Origin of the sequence: Microbacterium sp. HMH0099 (genome assembly GCF_049384025.1) — a bacterium.
Taxonomy (GTDB): domain Bacteria; phylum Actinomycetota; class Actinomycetes; order Actinomycetales; family Microbacteriaceae; genus Microbacterium.
The window spans coordinates 187,769-206,640 of record NZ_JBMRJR010000005.1 but is presented as its reverse complement, the minus strand read 5'-3'; the positions used below and the strand labels follow the sequence as shown (position 1 = coordinate 206,640).

The window sequence follows — 18,872 nt, the reverse complement described above, 5'->3', positions numbered from 1 at the left end:
TCGTCGGGGATTCCCGTGCCTCAGCGCCGGAACGCGGGCGAGCCGAGCACGCGCTCCACCCGCATCTCCAGCACCACGCGCTCCGGGTTCACCCGGGGCTGTCGGTACCGGGCCGCGTACAGCTCCACCGCGTGCGCGACCGCGTCGGGGTCGTCGGTCACGGTCGCCGTCCCCTCGAAGCTGATCCACCGCCCGCCGTCCACCGAGCAGATCGACGCGCGGCCGCTCCGCTCGGCGTTGAGGAACTTCTGCGTGCCGCGGGACCCGATGACCCGGACGACGCCGTCCTCGTAGGTGAACCCGACCGGCACCGCGTGCACGCGGCCCGAGCGTCCGAGGGTGGAGAGGGTCGCCAGGTGGTATTCGCTCAGAAACGCGAGCGCGTCGTCGGTCAGCACGGGTCCAGCGTCCCACGTCCGACGACCGTGGAGATCTCGCGCGCCCGCGCGTCCCAGCGCCGGATGCCGACCGCATGACCCGCAATATCGCCGGCGCCGTGCTCGGCCAGGGCGGTCAGCGCCTCGCCGACCCGCTCGACGGGCACACGGCGGGCGAGTGTCACGTGCGGCGTCCAGGCCCCCGGCAGCGTATGGTCCAGGTCCTCGCCCTTCCCGGCGGCACGGTGGACCGCGGCGTGCAGCGCGAGCAGCTCCGCCGAGGGCACCACCAGTCGCGCCACCACGCGGTGACGCGCCCCGCCGAACAGCACCGGAGCGCCCAACGTCACCGCCACGGGCAGCAGGGCCTCGAGCGGAGCGGCATCCATACCCTCGATCGACGGGCGGACCGCGAGCGTCGTGTGCGGGCGGTTGCTCGCGCCCGTGTGGCGGGCCTGGCTGGGCAGGTCCGCGGCGGCGAGGGCGTCCCACTCGGCACGGACGGCGGCGTCGGTGTCGTCGTCGAAGACCAGCTCCAGACTGACGATCGGCGAGGTCATCGGTCGGCCGGGCTCAGCGAGTCGACCACCAGGCCGCCGCGACGAGGGCCGGCTGGAAGAAGAGGCGCACGAGCCGCTTGCGGTCGGTGTCGAGCCCGAACGCCGACCGGCGCTTGCGCCACTGGTCGATGTTGCCCGGGAAGATCGCGATGAAGAAGGCCGCCAGGGCCGCCCCGATCCGTCGGCGCTCACGCGGGAGCGTCAGCAGCGCGATGCCGAACCCCGCCTCGACGACACCGGATGCCACGACGACGAGGTCCCGGTCCAGCGGGCCGCGCTCGACGAGGGCGTCGGGCACCTGGGCCTGGAAGTCCCGGCGGGCGAAGGTGAGATGCGACACCCCCGCGAACACCATGGCGAGGGCGAGGGACCAGCGCACGAACGTCTTCATACGAGGACGCTATCCGCGCCTCCTGCGCCCCGGCGGGGCTTGACGTCCCGGCCGGGGCAGCCCCTAAAGCACAAGGACGGATCGCGCAAGCCCGAGAACCGTCCGCGCAACACCGATTCACTGGAATAAGCATTCGGAGGTGCTCCTGTGACGATGACCGACGCTCGCCCCGTCCCTGCGGACGAGGCGGACCTCGACGCCCTGCTGGTGCGCGCCGCCACCGGCGACTGCGACGCGTTCGTCGCCTTCTACGACGCCACGTCCCCGCGGATCTACGCGATCCTGCTGCGGGCCACCGGTCAGCCGACCGTGGCCGAAGAGCTGCTCGAGGGCATCTACGTCGAAGCGTGGGAGCGCATGCGCGGGCGGAACGCGCCGCCGTGCCCCGGGCTCGAGTGGATGTCGGTCATCGCCCACCGGCACGCGTCGGCTCGGCGTCGCTGATCCTCAGCGCGCGGACGCGTTCTCGTGGACGGGCGTCACGGTCAGATCGACGACGAGCCCGCTGGAGGAGTTCGCCGCGGCCGCGTACCGCTGGAGCACCGTCGGATCGAGCACCTCGGGATCGACTGACGAGAAGACGAAGCGCAGCGGGATCGAGGGGTGGATCCACAGCGTGCTGCGGCCTGCCTCCTCACCCTGAGGATGCTGCCACGAGAGCGTGAAGCTCTCACCGCGGCGCAGCTTGGTCGCGATCACGACCTTGATGTGCGCTAGGACCACGTCCGGAATCGCGACGGGGCGCTCGGACGAGCCGTAGAAGAGGTGGCCCATGAGCGTCTCCTTCCGGAGTGTGGCGGTAGAAAAATTTTACTAGATTGCCTAACCATTTCCTAGTGAATGACGGATGAATGACGGCCGTCTCCCTTGCTTTCCGGGATCGCGCCGCATATATCGGCCGGTTTTCATCTCGGACCTCTAACTAGACTGTCGCTCGGGCAGCCTGGAGGGGCGAGAGGGAAGCATGACGACCGGGACATCCGAGGACGATCACGCCGTCATCGCCGTGCGCGCCGTCGAACGCCTGCGGCTGGCCGAGGCGCGCCTGGCGCGCCGCCGGCAGGCCGACAGCGGTCCGAGCGAGAATGCGCGTGCGGCCATGAGACTCATCCTCGAACGTGCGGACGACGGGCTGAACGTCACACCGACCGAGATCGCCCATGCCCTCGGGGTCTCGACCGCGTCGGTGACCGGGATGCTGGAACGCCTGCACCTCGGCGGCCTGATCGGCTTCGTCGCCAACCCGAGCGACCGACGCAGCAAATACGTGGTCCCCTTCGACCGCAGTGCCGACATCGACGCGATCGACCCCGTCACGGCGCGCATCCGGGAGTTCGCGGGCGATCTGCCCGCGGTCACCATCGACCAGGTCGCGGCCTTCCTCGACCGTGTGCGCGAGGTCGTCGACGCGGAAGGCGCCTGAGTCCCGCCCTCTCGGAACCGGATGCCACCCGTGCCCGGGCTCCGCACCGGCCCGTCAGAGCGCGAGCGGCTCCGCGGAGTCGGGGTCGGGCTCGGGCGTGATGGACAGCCCGTTCGGCGAGCTGGCCTCCAGCATGAGGTCGTCGACCCACCGCCGATTCACCTGCGGCGACCGGCTGCCGTAGAAGTGGAACACGAGCGGGATCGACGGATGGATCCACAGGGACCTGCTGCCGCTGCCGTCACCGACGGCGAAGTGGAACATGAAGGGCTCCGAGCGGCGGAGCTTGTTCATGAAGACGAGGCGGAGATGGGCGAGGGTGCGATCCTCGATATCGAACGAGTGACCGACGGCGTTGTAAACCAGTTTGCCCACGTGGCTAGCCTATCCCGCCCGGTCGGTTAACTATCGACAGGGCCGGTCTGCGCGTCGACGAGGGGAGGGGATGTGGCGGATGGAGGATGTTCCGCCGCGCGGGGGGCCTCCCTCGGCGGCGTCCCCTCCCTCCCCCGCTCGGATAGAGTCCTCACCGTGGCGATCACACGACGGCCCCGCCGATGGCGGCGACGCCTCCCCCGCGCGGTCGTCATCGCGCTCGTCGCCGGCGCGCTCGTCATCGTGATCGCGGCCATCGCCGTCGTCGGCTCCCTTGTGACGACGCTGTTCCAGACCCTCGCCGCGCGGCCTCCAGCCGTGGACACCCGCATCGTGGCGCCGGACGAGTCGAAGGCCGCGAAGGCGGCCGCCGCAGCCGACGGCAGCGCCGACGAGACCGCGGCCGCGGCCTGGCTCGCGTCGCAGCCCACCGCCTACTGGCTCACGCCCGAGCTGGACCCCATCGACCAGGTGTGGGACCGCGTCGCGCACCTCGCGGCGGAAGCCCGCGACCAGGACGCCAGTCTCGCCGTCGTGGTCTACGGGCTGCCGGACCGCGACTGCGGCAACCACTCGGCCGGCGGTCTCGACCCCGAGTCGTACCGCGCGTGGACCGAGCGCATCGGGGACGCCCTGTCCCGGGCCTCCGACCTGCAGCGCATCGTCATCCTGGAGCCCGACAGCATCGCCCTGTCGTCCCAGTGCGGATCGCCGGAGGAGCGCGCGGGACACCTGCGGGCGGCTGTCGACAACCTGCGCGGCGCCAACACCTGGATCTACCTCGACGGCGGCCACTCGTCGTGGCATCCGGCCGCCGAGATGGCCGGCCTCATCAACGCGACCGGCCTCATCTCCGACGTGCGCGGGGTGGCCCTCAACGTGTCGAACTACCAGGACACCTCCGACGAGTTCGCCTACGCGCACGAGCTGTCGCAGCTGCTGGGCGGGACCCACGCGATTGTGGACACGTCCCGCAACGGCGCCGGACCGGCCGGCCCCGAATGGTGCAACCCGGCAGGCCGCCTCGTCGGCGATCCGGGCGGCACCTACGGCGACGGCGTCGTCGACACCAACCTGTGGATCAAGCCGCCCGGCGAGAGCGACGGCGAGTGCAACGGCGGCCCGACCGCCGGCACCTGGTGGCCGGAGGCCGCCGCCGAGCTGACCCGCGGACGACGCTGACGCGAAGATCCCCCGCGACGCCGTGCGACGGCGGCGACACACGCGTATGCGAAGATGTGCACGGTCGGTGTAACGACCGTCATCTCGGGGGAGAGCCGGGGCGCGCCGCGCCCTAGAAGAGGGAATGATGAGCGACAGCACCGAGCTGCTGAAGACCGCGGTGATCGTCGAGGACGATCCGGACATCCGCCACCTGCTGGTCGAGGTGCTCGAGTCCGCGGGGTTCTCGACCGTGTCGGTCGGCAACGGCATCGACGGCGTGCGCGCCGTCATCGCCTACCAGCCGCTGATCACGACGCTGGACGTGAACATGCCCGGCATCGACGGCTTCGAGGCCGCGCGGCGCATCCGCCAGCAGAGCGACACGTACATCATCATGCTGACGGGCCTCGAGGAGGAGGCGGACGTCGTCCTCGGCCTCGGTGCCGGAGCGGACGAGTACGTCGTGAAGCCCTTCCGCCCGCGCGAGCTGCGCGCGCGCATCGAGGCGCTCCTGCGCCGGCCCCGTGCCGGCGGCGCGGCCGCCTCGGGCGCTCCGCGCCAGGACAGCGTCGGTCCGTCCTTCCCGGGTGCCCGGCCGGCCGCCGCGCCGGAGCCCGCACCCACGGCTCCGCCCGTCGTGCCCGTCGCGCCCGCTGCGGCGGCCGTGGTGGTCCCCTCCTCGCAGGGCCCCGAGCCGTGGGCGACGGCCCCCGGCACCGATGTCGCCCACCGGACGGGCTCCGAGGTCGTCCCTCGCCTCGGCGGCGAGATCGCGCCGAACGGCGCACCGTGGGTCGTTCACCGCGACCTTCAGCTGGATCCGGACAGCCGCATCGTCCTCGTCGGCGGCGAGGAGCTCGATCTGACGCGGACCGAGTTCGACCTGCTGGCCACGCTCATGGAGTCCAAGCGCCGCGTACGCAGCAAGGCCGACCTCACCCTGGTCCTGCGCGGCGAGTCGTACGTCACCAGCTACTTCGTCGGCGAGGCCGACAAGCGGGCCATCGAGGCGCATATGACCAACCTGCGGCGCAAGCTCGGTGACAACCCCGCCAACCCTCGGTACATCGAGACCGTGCGCGGCGTCGGCTACCGCCTGACCTCGGAGCTGCTGGCCGCACCCTGAGCGTCCGCTCCCGGACATCACGGATGCCTCGACCCTCCCCAGGGCCGAGGCATCCGTCTTCTGTCGCGTTCGGGTCGCGATCAGACCGTGGGTCCGTCAGACCTTGAAGCCGTGGTGACGACGGACGAGCTTGGAGAACATGAGGAGCGTCTGCAGGACGGTGACGACGCCGACGATGGGCCAGCCGATCCAGAGGATCGAGGACTGCACCATCGGGCCCACCATGACCCAGATGACGGCGAGCGCGATCGCGACGGCGATGAGGACGATCATCGGCGTCCAGTGACCGAGTCCGCCACCCCGCTCCGCCTTGGCCTGCATGGCCCAGTTGTCGACCTTCTTGCGGGACAGGAAGCGGGTCCACGAGCGCACGAAGTGGCTGATGCGGATCCACATGAAGATCTCGGCCGGGAAGAACAGGATCGCGAACAGGACGTCGGTGCGGTTGACGTTCAGCATCGTGCGCGCGATGCGCAGGTTGAGCAGCATGGCGATGACCGGCGGGATGAGCCACAGCGGCGAGAACACGAAGGCGCCGATCGACAGCGAGCCGGCCAGCAGCGTCAGGAAGGCCACGCGGACGAAGAGGTTGGTGAGCATGCCGAAGTTCTCGAACCAGCGCAGACGCAGGTTGGGGTGGAACGGCTGGCCCTTCGTGTCGCCGCGCTGGCCCGGCCACATCAGCTCGATGGCGCCGTACGTCCACTTGACCTGCTGGGCGTCGTAGCCCGACAGGGTGGTCATGCCGCCGACGTCGGCGCGGGCGAAGGGGCTGATCTTGGTGAGGTAGCCGGCGCTCTTGATCTGCAGCGAGAGCAGGGAGTCCTCGACCTCGGAGTCCTTCACCCACGGGGTGTTCTGGTGGTTCTGCTTCATCGCGTCGCGCAGGGCGTTGGTCGAGAAGATCGAGAACTGCCCGCCCAGCACCGCCATGTTGCGGCCGCGGAGCATGTTCTGCAGGTTGAACGCGGCGAACTGGGTACGCTGGCCCGCGGTGAGGAAGCGGGCGATCATGCCCTTGATGGGCCTGTCGTCGATCGTGTAGATGGCCGAGATGCCACCGATGCGCGAGTCGGAGACCGCCTCGGTCTCGAGGTACTCGACGGCCTTGCTGTCGGCGATGGTGTCGCCGTCCACGCCGAGGAGGTAGTCGTAGCCCTCGACGAGCGAGTAGCCGTAGTTCAGCGCGCCGACCTTCTTGTCGGGGTTCTTGCCGATGTCGTGGACGAAGACCTCGGTGAACTGCTCCCCGAGCTCGGTGTGGATCTCGTGCGGACCGCTGTACTCGGAGGCGATCTTCACGGTCGCGTCGGAGGTGTTGTTGACGACGACGTGGATGACGTCGGGCACGCGGGTCTGGCTGAGCAGGCCCTCGATGACGTCGGCGATCGACTCCTCCTCGTTGTACGCGGGGATGATGCAGCCGATGGTCGAACGGTGGACCGAGGTGTTCTCGAGCACCGCCGAGAAGTCGTCGGCGAAGCCGTGCTCCTCGGTGAGGGCGACGGGCTGGTGTGCGAGAGTCCGGGTGGAGCTCGCGAAGCTGCGCGCGTCGGTCATGGCGGTGTCTTCCTGTCGGTGGTCGGCGGTTCTGCCGGGAATCACTCTGGTAGCGTCGCCGCAAGGCATCCGCCGGACAGCACAGTCGTCGCCGCAAGGTTTCCTGAAGATTGCATCGCGACGCGAGAAGGATGGGGATGGGCACGGAATGGGCGTCCTCGACCTCGTCGCAGCCATCGCGGCCGCTGTGATCGCGTCGTCGGTTCTCTTTCTCGCCCACGGGCGCCACGGCGACGACCGGGGCGGTCCGCGGGCGGAGCTCGTCCGCTACATCGGCGTCTCGGCGCTCTCGGCGCTGGTCTGCGCCGTGATGAACGCCCTCGAGATCCTCGGCGGCGGCACCGTCGCCGCCGCGGTCGGGAACGCCACCAACGTCTTCGCCCCTGCGATGGTGTGGGCGCTCGCGCGGCGGCTCAACGCCCGTGCCGCGATCGGCGTGCTGAGCGCGGGCGCGGCCGCCATCCTCATGCTCGGCGTCACCTTCCTCATCCCGCTCGACGAGGCGACCCTGGTCAAGACCGCGGCCATCGCGGCCGCGTGCCTTCTGGCGGCCTGGGAGCTGCGCCGCCGCCCGCTGCGCGACCTCGCCGGCTCCGGCGTCCTCACGACGACGCTGACGCTGTTCGCGGTGTTCAACCTCGGCCGCCTCGTCGTCGCCGCCGCGGCGGGCATGTACTCGGATGCCTGGGACGCCGTCGCGTCCGCGCAGCTGACCTCCATCGTCAGTGCCGTCGTCATCGTGCTCATGGGCGTCGGTACGGTCCTCATGGGACGCCAGCTCGACGACGACCCGGCGCCGGGCACCCGCGCCTTCGACCGCGGCGCGCTCCGTCGGGAGGCCGCCGAGCTGCTGCGCACCCACGGCCGGATCACGGCCGTGACGGTCCGCCTGCCGGAGATCGACCTGATCCGGCGCGCGCACAACGCCGACCGCGCCGAGACGATGATGTCCGCGATCGTGGACGCGGCCCGGGAAGCGGAGCCGCGCGGCGCCGCGGGCGTCCCCGCGCGCGACACGGTGATCCTGCTCGTCCCGGGCGGACGCGTCGGCGACGTCGACGACGACGTGCGCCGGGCCTTCGCGGCGCGGATGCCCGGCATCGGGTACGACGACACCCCCGACCTCGAGTTCGCGCACCGTCGCATCACGGACGTCGCCGCGCTCTCCACGCTCATGGAGGCGCGGCGCCTGCGTCCGTCGCTGCGGGAGTTCGACGACGCCTGAGCCCCGGCTCAGCCCTGGCCGTCGCCCGCGCGACCGGAGGCTCAGCCCTGGCCGTCGCCCCAGCTCTGACCGGTGCCGGTCCCCGAGCCCTGCTGGCCCGACGAGCTCTGGTCCCACCCGGACTGCTGACCGTTCTGTCCCCACCCCGACTGCTGGCCGCCGGACTGGCCGTTCTGCGTCGTGGTCGATCCGGTGCTGCCGGCCTGGTCCGCGTAGATGGCGATGGGCAGGTACTGGTACACGGTCTGCTGCGAGAACGAGCCCTCGCTGTTGGGCGCACCCTCGACCCAGACGTTCAGGGCGAACTCGAGCGTGAGGCCGTACGAGTCGTTGGGCAGCTGACGGATGGACGTCGTCGGCATGAGCAGGCCACCCTGGTAGCTGTTCAGCAGGAGGCCGCGGTCGGAGCGCTGGGTGTCGGAGGGGACGAGCGTGCGCGGGTCGGCGCTGAACTGGAACGGGTTGGACACCTGTCCCCCGGTCTGCGCCGTCTGCGACGTGACCGAGATCGACGACAGGTAGACCCGGCGCTTCTGGGTGAGCACGGCCTTCTCGTCGACGCGGTGGTCGTAGACGTTGACGGCGAACCCGAGCTGCTTCTCATTCGAGGCGGTCCACTCCATCGTCCGCTTCGGGTCGACGGCCCACACGTCGAGGCGCACCTCGAGGCCGTCGGCCACCTCGGACGACAGCGACACGGACCCGTCGTAGGTGAACTGCGAGTCGAACGGCATCGCGCCCGTCGAGGACTGCGGCGCGGGGGTGGCGACGACGACGGACTGCGTGCCGGAGGTCTGCCCCTGCAGGGCGTTGAAGGCGTCCGCCACCTGCGAGCACCCGCTGAGAGTGGCGGGCCCGACGAGGGCGAGGGCGGCGGCGAAGGCGACCGTGCGCGCGACGCGACGGCGAGAGGGCGTGCTCATGGGTTCTCCTGAGGTGAGGCGCGGGACGGCGCCGAGGTCGACGAACGACCATCACGCTGCGGGATGCAGGCCTCAGGGGGAGTCTGACCGGACGACGACCCTCGGGAGGGCTGTCGGCGGAGCAGAGACAGGATGGCGAGCAGCAGAGTACACCATCCTCTATACACTCGGAGGCATGGCAGTCGCAGGCGGCGTATCGACGACGTCCCCCCGCGACCGCAGCGGCACGGACGACACCGGCCCCGGCAGCAGGACCCGGTCCGTCTGGCTCCAGCAGCTGGTCCTCAGCGCGAGCGTCGTGATCACCGTGCTGGTCGTGCAGGCGTTGCAGCCCGAGCTGTTCAAGGTGTGGACCTTCTCGACCGGCGTGGCCCTCATCATCGCCCTGACCGCGGCGGCCCTCGTCGTCCCCTGGCATCGCGTTCCGCGGACCGCGGTGGCCGCCATCCCCCTCGGCGACGTCCTCGGCATCGGACTGCTCGCCTTCGGCACCGACCTGCGGTTCGGCTTCTTCTGGGCGTTCCCCATCATCTGGCTCGCGACGTACTTCAGCCTCGTGCTGCTCATCACCGCGCTGGCCGGGGTCGGGACGATGATCCTCGTGGATGCCACGGCGAACGGCTTCGGACCGGTGCAGGCCCTGCGGCTCATCATCGTGCTGCTCACCCTCACCTTCATCGGCATCACCGCGTACATGACCTCGCGGCAGACCCGGGCGTTCAAGCAGCTGCTGCGTCGCCAGGCCACCCGCCTGCAGGGGACGCTGCAACGCGTGACGGGCCAGGAGCGCCGGGTGTCGCAGATGCTCAACGGCCTCGACACCGGCATCGCCCGACTGTCGGCCGAGGGCGAGGTCCTGGCGCTCAACGACACCTACGTCGCCCTCTACGGGGTGGACCGCGACGACCCGAAGCGCCCCGGCGGCGCCGTGGAGTACGCCGCGCTGCGCGGGGACCCGCTGCCCGACGGGGAGCGGCCGTTCATCCGGGCGTCGCGCGGGGAGCAGTTCGAGGACGAGCGGGTCTGGCTGTACGACGCGGACGGGAACTGGCACGCGCTGTCGGTGTCGACCCGACGCCTGATGTCGTCGGACGAGCCGCCCAGCACCCTGCTGATCGTGCACGACATCACGGCGCTCATCGAAGCCGAGCGCGCCCGCGAGCGCCTGGCGGCGACAGTGTCGCATGAGCTGCGCAATCCTCTGACGGCGATCGTCGGCCACGCCGACCTGGCGCTCGACGACCCGACGCTGCCGCCCAAGGTGCGGGAGCAGATCGAGGTCATCGCCGGCGCCGGCGAGCGCATGCAGTCGCTCATCTCGGAGATCCTCGCCAGCTCGCGCGGCGTGTTCCGCGAGGACGCGGCACCCGCGGTGTCCGACGCCGCCCGCATCATCTCCTCGTCGCTCGAGTCGTTCCGTCCCGCGGCCGCGGCGCGCCGGGTGACCATCGAGGAGGACCTGGGCGAGGGGCTGGAGGTCGTGGGCGACGCGTTCCGCCTCCGGCAGGCCTTCGACAACGTCCTGAGCAACGCCATCAAGTACACGCCGGGCGGGGGCACGGTCCGCATCATCGGCGACGCCGACCGCCTCGGCCGCACGGTGGTCCTGCACTTCGCCGACACGGGCATCGGCATCCACGAGGACGACCTGCCGCGCATCTTCGAGCCCTACTACCGGGCTCGCGCGGTGCGCGAGAGCACCACCCCCGGGACCGGGCTGGGGATGGGCATCGTCCGCAGCATCGTCGAGCAGCAGGGCGGCTCCCTGACCCTGGAGAGCGAGGTGGGCGCGGGGACGACGGTGAGCATCACGCTCCCCGCCCGCGCCGACGGGCCCGGCGCGGAGGAGCGCACGGCATGACCTTCGACGTCGCGATGGCCAACCTCGGCCTGGCGCAGGCGACCGTCGCGACGCTGGGCGCCGTCATGGTCATCGGGCTCGGCTTCCTCCACCGCCCGTCGAAGGCGTCCCTGCTGTGGTCACTGGCCTTCGTCCTGGCGATGACGAGCACCTGGGTGTCGGTGACCGGCTCCGCCCTGGGCGACGAGCAGATCCGCCGTGCCGGTCTCGGGCTCATGCTCGGCGCCCCGGCCCTCATCTGGTCGGGCTTCCGGGCCCGCCGGGGCGTCCCCGCCCTCCCCTGGATCGCGGTCGCCCAGGCGCTGATCACCGCCGGCGGCTTCCTCGTCGCGTCGGCCTCGGAGGTCTACGGGCTCGCGTTCCGGGTCGGCTTCTTCGGGGCGTCGGTCTTCGCCGGGCTGACGCTGCTCGAGCTGCGCCGGGCGGCCGACCGCCAGGAGCGGCTCGTGCTCCCGCTCACGATCGTGTCCGGAGGCTTCGTGGCGCTCGGGTGCTGGGTGCTGCTGTCGGGTCTCCTCCTGCCCGTCCGCGCCGACGATCTCGAGCTCACCCGCGTGCTCAACGGCCTCGCGATGCTCGTGTTCCTCGTCTGCGCGATCGTCAGCCTGCTGTACTTCACGTCGGTGTCGCCGGTCGGAACCCTCCGAGCGACGTCGTGGCCGCAGTTCTCGGTCACCGCCCGCGACCGCCTCCGGCGTGCACGGCGCGCACACGAGCCGGGGTGGGCCGTCCTGGCGATCCGGATCGACGACGCGGACCACGTGCGCGGCGCGGCCGGCGAGGCGAGCTGGGGGCGCATCGTGGAGGCGTTCGAGGACGTCGTCGCGACGACCCTGCCCGCCGAGGCGGATCTCGGCAGTCCGGCCCCCGGGCGGGTGGTGGCCGTCGTGTGCAGGCCCGGACCGGTCCTGCGCGAGCACGTCCGCGAAATGCTCCGGCGCGTGACCGAGTTGGATGCCACGAGCCACATCGCCGTCCAGCTGTCGGCCAGCGTCGGCTGGGTTCCCGCCGAGAGCGGGAGCTACGACCTCGACGTCCTCGCGGCCGCGGCGGACGGGGCCGCCGCCCAGGCGTCCCGCCTCGGAGGCGACCGGTGGGAGCGGATCGACGCCTGAGCGGTCAGCTGGACGCGGAGGGCTCGGGCTCCCCGCCGCCCGAGATGGCCACGGTGATGCTGTCGCTGGCGGTCTGCTTCGCGAACTCGCTCGACGTGGGCGTCGTCTGGACGAGGAAGTCGTACGTGAACTGCAGCGTCACGAACGTCGCCCCCGGCGGGACCTCGCCGATCGTGAAGGTCTGCGAGTAGCTGTACGGGTCGAGGACGAGGTACCCCGGAGCGACGGAGGACTCGTCGATCTGCGGATCGAGCGGCGCGAACGACTGATCGGCGTTGCCGGGCACCGCCGTCATCGTCGCGCGCTGCAGGTAGACCTTCTGGCCGTCGTTGGGCGTCACCGTCGTCACCATCGACATGCTGACCGGCTTGAGCGCCGTGGCCGTCCACCGGTCCATGGAGAGCTTGGACCAGTAGTCGACGGTCGCGTTGACGGCACCGGCCTGCAGCGGGCGCTGGGTCGAGCCGCTGGAGAGGTCGTTCGGGACGGGCTTCGGCGCCGGTGCCGTGGTCGGGGCCGCGGTCGCGGTCTCCACGGGGGCGGCTCCGCCTCCGGTGGCCCACGGCGGTGCGCCGCACGCGCTGAGGGCGAGCGCCGCCGTCATGATGCCGATCGCGCTCAGCGCGGTCCGACGTCGTCGTGCACCGTCCCCCATGCGTCCTCCCCGGGTCAGCGGCCAGTCTAGGCGGACGCGGGGTCGCCGGCGGTCGACGCACGGCCCGAACGTCTAGGGTGGTCCGCGTGACCGACCCCGCCCCCCGCCGTCGGCCGTCGCGCGCCGCCGGAACGGCGTTCGCCTGGACGGTCGGCGCCGTCCTCGCCGTCGCCGTCCTCGCCGTCGCGTGGGTGGGCGTCCGGGGGTGGCTCGCCTACGGGCACCTGCGCGACGCACAGGACTCCGTCGCCGCGGCCTCGGCCTCGATCGACGACCCGGCCGCGGCCGCGGCGCTGCTCGGCGGGGTGGGCGACGACACCTCCGCGGCGCGATCCCTCACCAGCGACCCGGTCTGGCGCGCCGCCGAGACGGTGCCCTGGGTCGGACCGCAGCTGGCCGCCGTGGCGCACCTCGCGGCGGCCATCGACGATGTCGCCGCCGACGCCCTGGGGCCGCTCTCCGAGGCCGCGTCCGGGCTCTCGGCCGATGCCCTGCGCCCCGTCGACGGCGCGTTCGACGTCGCGCGCATCGCCGCCCTCGAACCCGCCGCCGGCGCCGCGGCGACCGCTCTCGCCGGCGCGTCCGACGACCTCGCCGGCATCGACGAACGCCCCCTCCTCGGCGTCGTCCGGGAGGCGGTCGGCCAGGCGCGCGACCTCGTCTCCGAGGCATCCGTGTCCGCCGACGCGCTGCACCGGGCCACGCGGATCGTCCCCGCCATCCTCGGGGCGAACGGTCCGCGGACCTACCTCGTCGCCTTCCAGAACAACGCCGAGTGGCGGTCCATGGGCGGGATCGTCGGCGCCGTGGCCCAGATCGACACCGAGAACGGCCGCATCTCCCTCGGTGCGCAGGGCTCGTCCGGCGACTTCCGCGCCCCCGCGCCGGACGACCCGGTCGTCGCCCTGCCCGAGGACACCCTCCGGATCTTCGGCACCCGGCCCGCCCGGTTCATCCAGAACGTCACGCAGCTCCCCGACTTCACCATGGGCGCCCCGATCGCGCGGGAGATGTGGCTGCGCGAGACCGGCACCGCCGTCGACGGGGTCATCGCCCTCGATCCGGTCAGCCTGTCGTACATCCTCCGGGCCACCGGTCCGATCACCCTGCCCACCGGCGACGTGATCACGTCCGACAACGCCGTGCCCCTCCTCCTCGACGAGGTGTACCGCCGCTACGCGGTGCCCGCCCAGCAGGACGCGTTCTTCCAGTCGGCCGCGGCCTCGGTCTTCCAGGCGCTCGCCGATGGCCGCGCCGACCCCGCCGCCCTCATCGACGCGCTCACCGAGGCGGGCGAGCAGCGCCGCCTCCTGATGTGGAGCGCGGATGCCGCCGAGCAGGCCGTCCTCGACGGCACGACCCTCCAGGGAGCGCTCCCCGTCAGCGACGCCGACCGCACCGCCTTCGGCGTCTACCTCAACGACGGCACCGGCTCGAAGATGGACTACTACCTGCACGTCGACGTCGAGACGGCATGGTGCGGCGCGGACGCGGCGTCTCTGCGCGTGACGCTGCGCAACGACGCCCCCGACCCCGCGACGCTCCCCGCGTACGTCACGGGCGGCGGCGCGTTCGGTGTGCCGGAGGGCCAGGCGCTCACCGGGGTGTACGTCTACCTCCCCGAGGGAGCGGTGCTCCAGGATCAGAGGCTGTCCAGCGCCGGGAGTGCCGCGAGCGCCACGACGGACACGGACCGCGGGCACGGCGTGGTGAAATGGTCGGTGCAGCTCGCTCCGGGGCAGCAGGCCGAACTCCTCCTGAGGGCGGGAACCCCGGCGACCGCGGAGCTGGACGCTCTTCTCACGCCCACTGTTTACGCAAATGAAACGTCCCGAGTTGGCGCGGGCTGTGGTTTTCCTGAATAATCTCCACTAAGAGAGTCGAGACCCGGTGTGGGGCCTTGGGGGGTCGCCTCGGCTCTCGATTTCATGTGCCGTGATCTTCTCGGCGCATGCCTTCGATCTAGATGGGTGCCACCATGAACAACAAGCTTGTCCGCGCCTCCGCGGTGCTCGCTCTCGCCGCGGGCATGGCGCTCGCGGTTCCGACCGCCGCCAACGCCGAGTACCCCGACCCCGCCGTCGCTGAGACGTCCGGCGGCACCGGCCCCGGCGAGACCCTCGGCCTGGCCCTCCCCGCCGGCACGATGGCTCCGGGCGAGACCGTGGGCCTCACCATCACCGGTGAGAGCGCCCTCGGCATCACCACGGCCATCGTCAAGACGGCCGTCGAGACCAACAGCAGCCTGCGCACGCAGGCTGACGCGTCGGGTTCCGTCGCGGTCAACCTCAAGTTCCCGGACACCGCTGCCGGCGCCTACTCGATCACCCTCGTGGGCCTCGAGAGCGGCCGCTCGGTCTCGGTCGTCGCGGGTGACAGCGCCAGCGCCGGCGGCAGCACCGGTGGCAGCACCGGCACCGGCGGTTCGAACGCCGGCGGCCTGCCCGCCACGGGTCTGGACTCCGGCTCGCTCCTCGGCCTCTGGGTCGGTGGCGGCGCGCTCGTCCTCGCCGGTGGTGCGATCGCGGTCGGCACCACGGTGCGCCGCTCGCGTCAGAACGCCGCCTGACCTCAGCTCCGCTCGAAGGGCCGTCCGCATCGCGGGCGGCCCTTCGTCGTTCCCCGAGTCCGAATCCGTCCCCGGCGCACAACACCGGTCAAGGCAGGGGCATGGCGGATGCCGCCGCCTGCGGCATCCCTCCGGCTGAGGGGGAGTTCACGCCTCATGGATGCCACGGTGAGCGGCATCCATCCCGCTCAGACGACGGCGGGCGGGCGTCGGGACGACACGTCCGCGGTGATCAGGATCGGCAGATGGTCGCTCAGACCCTGCGGAAGCGTCCTGATGTGGGCGATGTCGAACCCGTTGGACGTCGCGAAGTCGTAGTGACCGCGGAAGAACCGATAGCGCGTGTAGGTGCGCGCGTCGCTGAGCGTCAGCTCGTAGCCCTGGTCCCGCACCTTCTGACCGAGGTTCTCCTTGAAGACGGGGTAGTTGTAGTCCCCCACCATGAGCGCCGGGAGGCCCGGACCGAGATCCTGCAGGGCCGAGAGCGCCGTGCGGATCTGATGACGCCGCAGAGAGTTCAGCGCCGTCAGCGGCGCCGCGTGGAACGACGCGACGATGATCTCGCGACCGTGGTCGATGTCCCGCAGGCGCACGCCCAGCATCCGCTCCTCGGCGGGCTTCAGCACGTAGTCGTGAAGCGACTTCTTGAGGCCGATCGCGCGGACCTCCTGCGCCTGGAACGTGTTGGCGCGGTAGTAGACGGCGAGGCCGAGCCTGTTGCGCTGCGTCGCGTCGGCAAGGTGGAGACCGGCGATCTCCGCGGGAAGATCGCGGGTGTCCGCCTCCTGGAGGCAGAGGACGTCGACGGCGTGCGCCTCGACGAGCGCGGCGAGCTCACCGGCGGCGCGGTGCTTGCGGAGGTTGTACGAGATGACCTTCATGGCGATGACAGCCTAGGCCCGCCGAAGATGCGGACGCGGGGGGCTTGCGGCGGATTCCCGGCACCCGCGCGGCACGCTCATGACCCGATGTCGTCGGCGTCGCGGCGATTGCGCGTCTGCTCCGCCCGCGCGGCGAGCAGGTGGTCGGCGGGATAGCCCACTTCGGCGAGCACGAGACCGCGCGCCGCCAGGACCTTGGTGTCCGCCGTCCGCAGACCGGCATCGCGGATGGCCACGACGTCCTCGACGGCGAGACGCCCCTCCCCCACCGCGACACAGGCTCCGACGAGGGCCCGCACCATGCTGTGGCAGAAAGCGTCTGCGCGGACGTGAGCCACGAGGACGCCGTCCGCACCGCGGTGCCAGTCGTACTCGAGGAGGGTGCGGATGGTGGTCGCCTCCTCGCGCGCCTTGCAGTAGGCGGCGAAGTCGTGCAGGCCGATGAGGCTGCGGGCGGCGGCATCCATCCGGTCCACGTCCAGATCGGCCTTGACCGTGGTCGTCGCGGCGCGAAGGAGCGGGTCGTACCCCGTCCGCGCGTCCGCGAGACGGTAGACGTACCGCCGCCACACCGCCGAGAAGCGCGCGTCGAAGCCGTCGGGGGCCAAGCTCGTCCGGCGAACGGTCACGTCGGGATAGGCACCCAGGACGCCCCGCACGCGGCCCGCCAGGGACGCGACGGGATCGGCGCCCGGGTCGTTGCGGCGGCGCGGCAGACGGGCCGCCTGCGCCTCGTCGAGGTCGACGTGCGCGACCTGGCCGCTCGCGTGCACGCCCGCATCCGTCCGGCCCGCGACGACCAGCCGCGGGTCGCCGCCGACGATCCGGGCGAGGGCGTCCTCGAGGGTCCCCTGGACCGTGCGCAGGCGCGGCTGCCGCGCCCAACCGCGGAAGTGCGTGCCGTCATAGGCGATGTCGAGACGGATGCGCACCCGACAAGCCTAGAGGCACGACGAAGCCCCCACCCGCGGACGGATGGGGGCTTCGATCGAGCGAAGGCGCTCAGGCCTTGGTGTCGCCCTCGACGGCGTCCTCGGCCGCAGCCTCGGCAGCAGCGCCCTCCTCCGGCGACTCGGCGCCGGCGTCGGCGGCCTCGTCGGTGGTGGCGGTCTCGTCGGCGGCGGTCTCCTCGGCGGGAGCCTCGTCGGCGGGCGCCTCGTCGGCGGCGGGGGCTGCGGCGGCGGGCGCGGCGGCCTTCGACGACGACGGCTTCTTCGTGACGGGCTCGAGGACGAGCTCGATCACGGCCATGGGCGCGTTGTCGCCCTTGCGGTTGCCGACCTTGGTGATGCGGGTGTAGCCGCCGTCACGGTCGGCCACCAGCGGCGCGATCTCGGTGAACAGGGTGTGCACGACGTCCTTGTCGCCGATCACGCTCAGCACGCGGCGACGCGCGTGCAGGTCGCCACGCTTGGCGAAGGTGATCAGACGCTCGGCGAGCGGACGCAGGCGCTTGGCCTTGGTCTCGGTCGTCTTGATGGACTTGTGCGTGTAGAGCGCTGCCGCGAGGTTGGCGAGAAGCAGACGCTCGTGGGCCGGGCCGCCTCCGAGGCGGGGACCCTTCGTGGGCTTGGGCATGTCGTGTTACTCCAGTGGGAAGGTTCGGTCGGGTCCGACGGGTCAGACGGTCTCGTCGTCGTAGCCGCCGAAGTACTGGGCGCCGTCGAAGCCGGGCACCGAGTCCTTCAGCGACAGGCCGAGCGACGTGAGCTTGTCGCGCACCTCGTCGACCGACTTCTGACCGAAGTTGCGGATGTTCATCAGCTGGGTCTCCGACAGGGCGACCAGCTCGGAGACGGTGTTGATGCCCTCGCGCTTGAGGCAGTTGTACGAGCGCACCGACAGGTCGAGGTCCTCGATCGGCATGGAGAGCTCGTTCGAGAGCACGGTCTCGACCGGGGCGGGCCCGATCTCGATGCCCTCGGCCTCGACGTTCAGCTCGCGGGCGAGACCGAACAGCTCGGTGAGGGTACGGCCGGCGGAGGCGACGGCGTCGCGCGGCGCGATCGAGGGCTTCGACTCGACGTCCAGGACGAGCTTGTCGAAGTCGGTGCGCTCCCCGGCACGGGTGGCGTCGACGCGGTAGCTGACCTTGAGCACCGGCGAGTAGATCGAGTCGATCGGGATCTGACCGGCCTCGGCGTACTCGTTGCGGTTCTGCGTCGCGGACACGTAGCCGCGGCCGCGCTCGATGGTGAGCTCGAGCTCGAACTTGGCGGTGTCGTTGAGCGTGGCGATGACCAGCTCGGGGTTGTGCACCTCGACACCGGCCGGAGCCGAGATGTCGGCCGCCGTGACCTCGCCGGCACCCGTCTTGCGCAGGTACGCGGTGATGGGCTCATCGCGCTCGCTCGAGACGACGAGCTGCTTGATGTTCAGGATGATCTCGGTGACGTCTTCCTTCACGCCCGGGATGGTGCTGAACTCGTGCAGCACACCGTCGATGCGGATGCTCGTGACGGCCGCGCCGGGGATGGAGGACAGAAGGCTGCGACGCAGCGCGTTGCCGATCGTGTAACCGAAGCCGGGCTCGAGCGGCTCGATGACGAAACGGCTGCGGAACTCCCCGATCTTCTCCTCGGTCAGAGTGGGACGCTGTGCGATGAGCACTATGTGTTCCTTTCGATCACGTGCCCGCTATATGACACGTGTAATGGGGTGAGGTGT

Annotated in this window: 21 protein-coding genes; 9 read left to right on the top strand and 12 right to left on the bottom strand. The window is 71.2% G+C overall.

Annotated features, from left to right (window positions below; all coding sequences use genetic code 11):
* Positions 1-20: 20 nt before the first annotated feature.
* From ACO03V_RS12930 to ACO03V_RS12920, 3 genes are read right to left on the bottom strand one after another with little or no spacing between them, the layout of a single operon-like run.
* Entirely contained in the window at positions 21-398 is a 378-nt protein-coding gene (locus ACO03V_RS12930) for a PPOX class F420-dependent oxidoreductase (protein WP_423137843.1), read from the bottom strand.
* Positions 392-937: a 2'-5' RNA ligase family protein gene (locus ACO03V_RS12925; protein WP_423137842.1), complete on the bottom strand. Its 546-nt coding sequence runs from the start codon at positions 935-937 to the stop codon at positions 392-394. Before ACO03V_RS12925 ends, ACO03V_RS12930 begins: the two co-directional genes overlap by 7 nt.
* Positions 938-950: 13 nt before the next feature.
* A complete protein-coding gene (locus ACO03V_RS12920; protein ID WP_387055678.1) occupies positions 951-1,328 on the bottom strand; it encodes a DoxX family protein in 378 nt (125 codons plus the stop codon).
* A gap of 153 nt (positions 1,329-1,481) precedes the next feature.
* On the opposite strand from ACO03V_RS12920, the gene ACO03V_RS12915 reads away from it, so the two are divergent.
* Positions 1,482-1,772, top strand: coding sequence for a hypothetical protein (locus ACO03V_RS12915; protein ID WP_423137841.1), 291 nt, complete (start codon positions 1,482-1,484; stop codon positions 1,770-1,772).
* A gap of 3 nt (positions 1,773-1,775) precedes the next feature.
* Here the strand turns inward: ACO03V_RS12915 and ACO03V_RS12910 are convergent, their stop codons facing one another.
* Positions 1,776-2,102, bottom strand: a complete 327-nt coding sequence (locus ACO03V_RS12910) for a hypothetical protein (protein ID WP_423137840.1) — start codon at positions 2,100-2,102, stop codon at positions 1,776-1,778.
* 190 nt (positions 2,103-2,292) lie between these two features.
* On the opposite strand from ACO03V_RS12910, the gene ACO03V_RS12905 reads away from it, so the two are divergent.
* Positions 2,293-2,751, top strand: coding sequence for a MarR family winged helix-turn-helix transcriptional regulator (locus ACO03V_RS12905; protein WP_423137839.1), 459 nt, complete (start codon positions 2,293-2,295; stop codon positions 2,749-2,751).
* A gap of 54 nt (positions 2,752-2,805) precedes the next feature.
* Here the strand turns inward: ACO03V_RS12905 and ACO03V_RS12900 are convergent, their stop codons facing one another.
* On the bottom strand, positions 2,806-3,126 hold the full coding sequence (locus ACO03V_RS12900; protein ID WP_367728773.1) for an ATP-dependent DNA ligase: 321 nt from the start codon (positions 3,124-3,126) through the stop codon (positions 2,806-2,808).
* Between the two features lie 156 nt (positions 3,127-3,282).
* Between ACO03V_RS12900 and ACO03V_RS12895 the strand changes: the two genes are divergently transcribed.
* Both ACO03V_RS12895 and ACO03V_RS12890 read left to right on the top strand, forming a co-directional pair.
* Positions 3,283-4,308, top strand: a complete 1,026-nt coding sequence (locus ACO03V_RS12895) for a glycoside hydrolase family 6 protein (RefSeq protein WP_423137838.1) — start codon at positions 3,283-3,285, stop codon at positions 4,306-4,308.
* A 127-nt stretch (positions 4,309-4,435) separates the two neighbouring features.
* Entirely contained in the window at positions 4,436-5,416 is a 981-nt protein-coding gene (locus ACO03V_RS12890) for a response regulator transcription factor (protein WP_423137837.1), read from the top strand.
* A gap of 96 nt (positions 5,417-5,512) precedes the next feature.
* Here the strand turns inward: ACO03V_RS12890 and ACO03V_RS12885 are convergent, their stop codons facing one another.
* Positions 5,513-6,976: a glycosyltransferase family 2 protein gene (locus tag ACO03V_RS12885; RefSeq protein WP_423137836.1), complete on the bottom strand. Its 1,464-nt coding sequence runs from the start codon at positions 6,974-6,976 to the stop codon at positions 5,513-5,515.
* Between the two features lie 148 nt (positions 6,977-7,124).
* On the opposite strand from ACO03V_RS12885, the gene ACO03V_RS12880 reads away from it, so the two are divergent.
* Entirely contained in the window at positions 7,125-8,201 is a 1,077-nt protein-coding gene (locus tag ACO03V_RS12880) for a hypothetical protein (protein ID WP_423137835.1), read from the top strand.
* A 41-nt stretch (positions 8,202-8,242) separates the two neighbouring features.
* On the opposite strand, the gene ACO03V_RS12875 is transcribed toward ACO03V_RS12880, so the two are convergent.
* A complete protein-coding gene (locus ACO03V_RS12875; protein ID WP_423137834.1) occupies positions 8,243-9,124 on the bottom strand; it encodes a fructose 1,6-bisphosphatase in 882 nt (293 codons plus the stop codon).
* A gap of 175 nt (positions 9,125-9,299) precedes the next feature.
* Here ACO03V_RS12875 and ACO03V_RS12870 point away from each other — a divergent pair, with 175 nt between their 5' ends.
* Positions 9,300-10,985 carry a sensor histidine kinase gene (locus ACO03V_RS12870; RefSeq protein ID WP_423137833.1) on the top strand — a complete coding sequence of 562 codons (1,686 nt, stop codon included), beginning with the start codon at positions 9,300-9,302 and terminating at the stop codon, positions 10,983-10,985.
* Positions 10,982-12,100, top strand: coding sequence for a hypothetical protein (locus ACO03V_RS12865; protein ID WP_423137832.1), 1,119 nt, complete (start codon positions 10,982-10,984; stop codon positions 12,098-12,100). The genes ACO03V_RS12870 and ACO03V_RS12865 overlap by 4 nt, the downstream gene beginning before the upstream one ends.
* Positions 12,101-12,104: 4 nt before the next feature.
* Here ACO03V_RS12865 and ACO03V_RS12860 read toward each other — a convergent pair whose 3' ends face one another.
* On the bottom strand, positions 12,105-12,755 hold the full coding sequence (locus ACO03V_RS12860; protein ID WP_423137831.1) for a hypothetical protein: 651 nt from the start codon (positions 12,753-12,755) through the stop codon (positions 12,105-12,107).
* 86 nt (positions 12,756-12,841) lie between these two features.
* Here ACO03V_RS12860 and ACO03V_RS12855 point away from each other — a divergent pair, with 86 nt between their 5' ends.
* Both ACO03V_RS12855 and ACO03V_RS12850 read left to right on the top strand, forming a co-directional pair.
* Positions 12,842-14,620: a DUF4012 domain-containing protein gene (locus tag ACO03V_RS12855; protein WP_423137830.1), complete on the top strand. Its 1,779-nt coding sequence runs from the start codon at positions 12,842-12,844 to the stop codon at positions 14,618-14,620.
* 113 nt (positions 14,621-14,733) lie between these two features.
* Complete coding sequence (locus ACO03V_RS12850) at positions 14,734-15,324, top strand: hypothetical protein (protein ID WP_423137829.1); 591 nt, start codon at positions 14,734-14,736, stop codon at positions 15,322-15,324.
* Between the two features lie 188 nt (positions 15,325-15,512).
* On the opposite strand, the gene ACO03V_RS12845 is transcribed toward ACO03V_RS12850, so the two are convergent.
* From ACO03V_RS12845 to ACO03V_RS12830, 4 genes are all read right to left on the bottom strand, one after another.
* Entirely contained in the window at positions 15,513-16,205 is a 693-nt protein-coding gene (locus ACO03V_RS12845; RefSeq protein WP_367728731.1) for an endonuclease/exonuclease/phosphatase family protein, read from the bottom strand.
* A gap of 77 nt (positions 16,206-16,282) precedes the next feature.
* Entirely contained in the window at positions 16,283-17,137 is an 855-nt protein-coding gene (truA, locus tag ACO03V_RS12840; RefSeq protein WP_423137828.1) for a tRNA pseudouridine(38-40) synthase TruA, read from the bottom strand.
* A gap of 70 nt (positions 17,138-17,207) precedes the next feature.
* The gene (gene rplQ / locus ACO03V_RS12835; protein ID WP_367728725.1) at positions 17,208-17,783 is read right to left on the bottom strand and encodes a 50S ribosomal protein L17; all 576 of its coding nucleotides are present in this window, start codon (positions 17,781-17,783) and stop codon (positions 17,208-17,210) included.
* A gap of 42 nt (positions 17,784-17,825) precedes the next feature.
* Positions 17,826-18,815: a DNA-directed RNA polymerase subunit alpha gene (locus ACO03V_RS12830; RefSeq protein ID WP_367728722.1), complete on the bottom strand. Its 990-nt coding sequence runs from the start codon at positions 18,813-18,815 to the stop codon at positions 17,826-17,828.
* Positions 18,816-18,872 lie beyond the last annotated feature (57 nt).